Source organism: Heyndrickxia coagulans DSM 1 = ATCC 7050 (assembly GCF_000290615.1).
GTDB classification, from domain to species: Bacteria; Bacillota; Bacilli; order Bacillales; family Bacillaceae_C; genus Weizmannia; species Weizmannia coagulans.
This window is the reverse complement of sequence record NZ_ALAS01000136.1, coordinates 1-1,821: the sequence shown is the minus strand read 5'-3', so window position 1 is coordinate 1,821 and position 1,821 is coordinate 1. Positions and strand designations below refer to the sequence as shown.

Here is a 1,821-nt window from a genome sequence, read left to right as displayed (position 1 = left end):
TTTTGAAATTTTTGCACAACACCATTTTATATTTTGATAATCGGAATTTGGCTTGTATCTGACCAAATTTGATTCGTTCAGCAAGCCCTAAGATAGATCTTTTAAATGTAAATACATTATGGCCACCAGCTGAGGATTAATACCCTACTGGTGGCTTATTTTTATACAGATGAGTTATACAAATATTTATACAAATGTATGGACAAATATAAAAAATAGGGATATACTGATTTTAGCGAGGTGGATAATAATGGATATAAAAATTGATGCCTTAATTCCATTTGATACATTACAGACAGATTTGGAGAATGTATTTTCGGTTGTTGAAAAAAATGGGAAGGTAGTTCTGCTTAAGGATAATAAACCTGTTTATATAATTTTGAAATATGATGCCTCCCAGCCTACCGTTACAAATACAATCTCAACTGAAACTGCCAGCTATACACTCCAGGAAGCCATGAAGATTGTTTTGTCAGAGGCCGAAAATTACACTATGCATGCATCTAAACTTGCTGATGAAATATATGACCGCAGGCTGTATTTACAGAAAAATGGGAAGAAAGCACAGTATACTCAGATTAGGGCAAGATGTGGGCATTACCCGGAATTATTCGAGGCTCTTCCCGGTAACTATATCAAATTAAAGGAAGGTGTAGAGTAATGAAAGGTGAAGCACTATGGAATACCGTTATCTCAGGACTTTCATCTTCGGGAGAAGAAGTACAGACTACAACCGGTCTTTGGTTTACAGCATCATCCCGTGATGGAAGGTTGTACGTTGGTAGGGCTATTGACAACACACCTTCCAGCGAATTATCGATGCAAAGGGCAATATCAAAGAGAGATTTCTTATTTGTTCATTCATATTATGATCGCTGGGTTAATGGGGAAACGGGAGTTAGACATGAGGTCAGTAGAAAATCAAGAAATACCGCTTATATTTTTGCTTTGATAGATAGATTTAGTAATGGTTAGAGGGTGGAAAATTGTTAATAAAGAAAGAAATCACAATTCAAGATATCCAAAAATGTATTGCCGGGAATGGGTGGAGCTTTGGTAATGAAATACTATACGAAATGTGCCGTAAAAACCCTGATCACAATAAAGCTGATGTTATTGTAGGCAAAATATGGCTTATTGGGAGATCTTACGCGGCGGCTATAGAAAATAGAAAGACGGAAAAATGTTAATGAAACAGATTCTGGAGATGATTTCTATTTTAACGTAGTTGCACCCAAGATGTTGAAAGCTGGCGAAGAATTAGATATGCGTATCAATGAACTCAAGAAATACGATACCATCACTATAGATAATTTAAAAGAAATTATAGACACGCATTTATTTCTTACCAATGTCTTTTCGGATATTTCTGGTCATAATAACCGTTCGCTGGCATCAAAATATCTACATTTTCATGTGCCGAATATGTTTTATATTTTTGATAGTAGAGCAATTCAAGGGGCAAAAAGCTACGTAATGTCGGATAAACAGCTTAGAGCTTCACTTGCTCCATTTGGAGATAAAGAATACATAGAACTTGTTATTAGACTTTTTACATTCCAAGAACATGTGAAAAGTCAGTTTGGGATGACGGTAACACCAAGAGTTATTGATTCATTCCTATTAAATTATTAGAGGGCTTTATAATGGTAACTAATAACGGTTTCTCCCATCAAAATATTGTTCCTATTGATAAAACCGCTTCAAAGCAGCAGCTATATAAGAAGTTATGAGCCTCTGCCAAAATAAAAATATACCCTTGAGCGAGGCTCTGGAAAATTAATTATCCCGATTTTTTTGCCTTTTCATCCAGATTTTCAA

At 35.3% G+C, this 1,821-nt stretch carries 4 protein-coding genes; all 4 read left to right on the top strand.

What is annotated here, in order from left to right; all coding sequences use genetic code 11:
- Nucleotides 1–250 precede the first annotated feature (250 nt).
- From IC21_RS07320 to IC21_RS07305, 4 genes are read left to right on the top strand one after another with little or no spacing between them, the layout of a single operon-like run.
- A complete protein-coding gene (locus tag IC21_RS07320) occupies nucleotides 251–661 on the top strand; it encodes a hypothetical protein (protein WP_029143156.1) in 411 nt (136 codons plus the stop codon).
- Entirely contained in the window at nucleotides 661–975 is a 315-nt protein-coding gene (locus IC21_RS07315; protein WP_029143155.1) for a hypothetical protein, read from the top strand. Before IC21_RS07320 ends, IC21_RS07315 begins: the two co-directional genes overlap by 1 nt.
- Before the next feature lie 11 nt (nucleotides 976–986).
- Entirely contained in the window at nucleotides 987–1,190 is a 204-nt protein-coding gene (locus IC21_RS07310; protein ID WP_029143154.1) for a hypothetical protein, read from the top strand.
- Nucleotides 1,191–1,239: 49 nt separating this feature from the next.
- A complete protein-coding gene (locus tag IC21_RS07305) occupies nucleotides 1,240–1,635 on the top strand; it encodes a hypothetical protein (protein ID WP_029143153.1) in 396 nt (131 codons plus the stop codon).
- Nucleotides 1,636–1,821 lie beyond the last annotated feature (186 nt).

Coding starts and splice junctions, on each gene's coding strand:
- IC21_RS07320 (WP_029143156.1), top strand. CDS start 251: ATGGATATAAAAATTGATGCCTTAATTCCATTTGATACATTACAGACA.
- IC21_RS07315 (WP_029143155.1), top strand. CDS start 661: ATGAAAGGTGAAGCACTATGGAATACCGTTATCTCAGGACTTTCATCT.
- IC21_RS07305 (WP_029143153.1), top strand. CDS start 1,240: ATGTTGAAAGCTGGCGAAGAATTAGATATGCGTATCAATGAACTCAAG.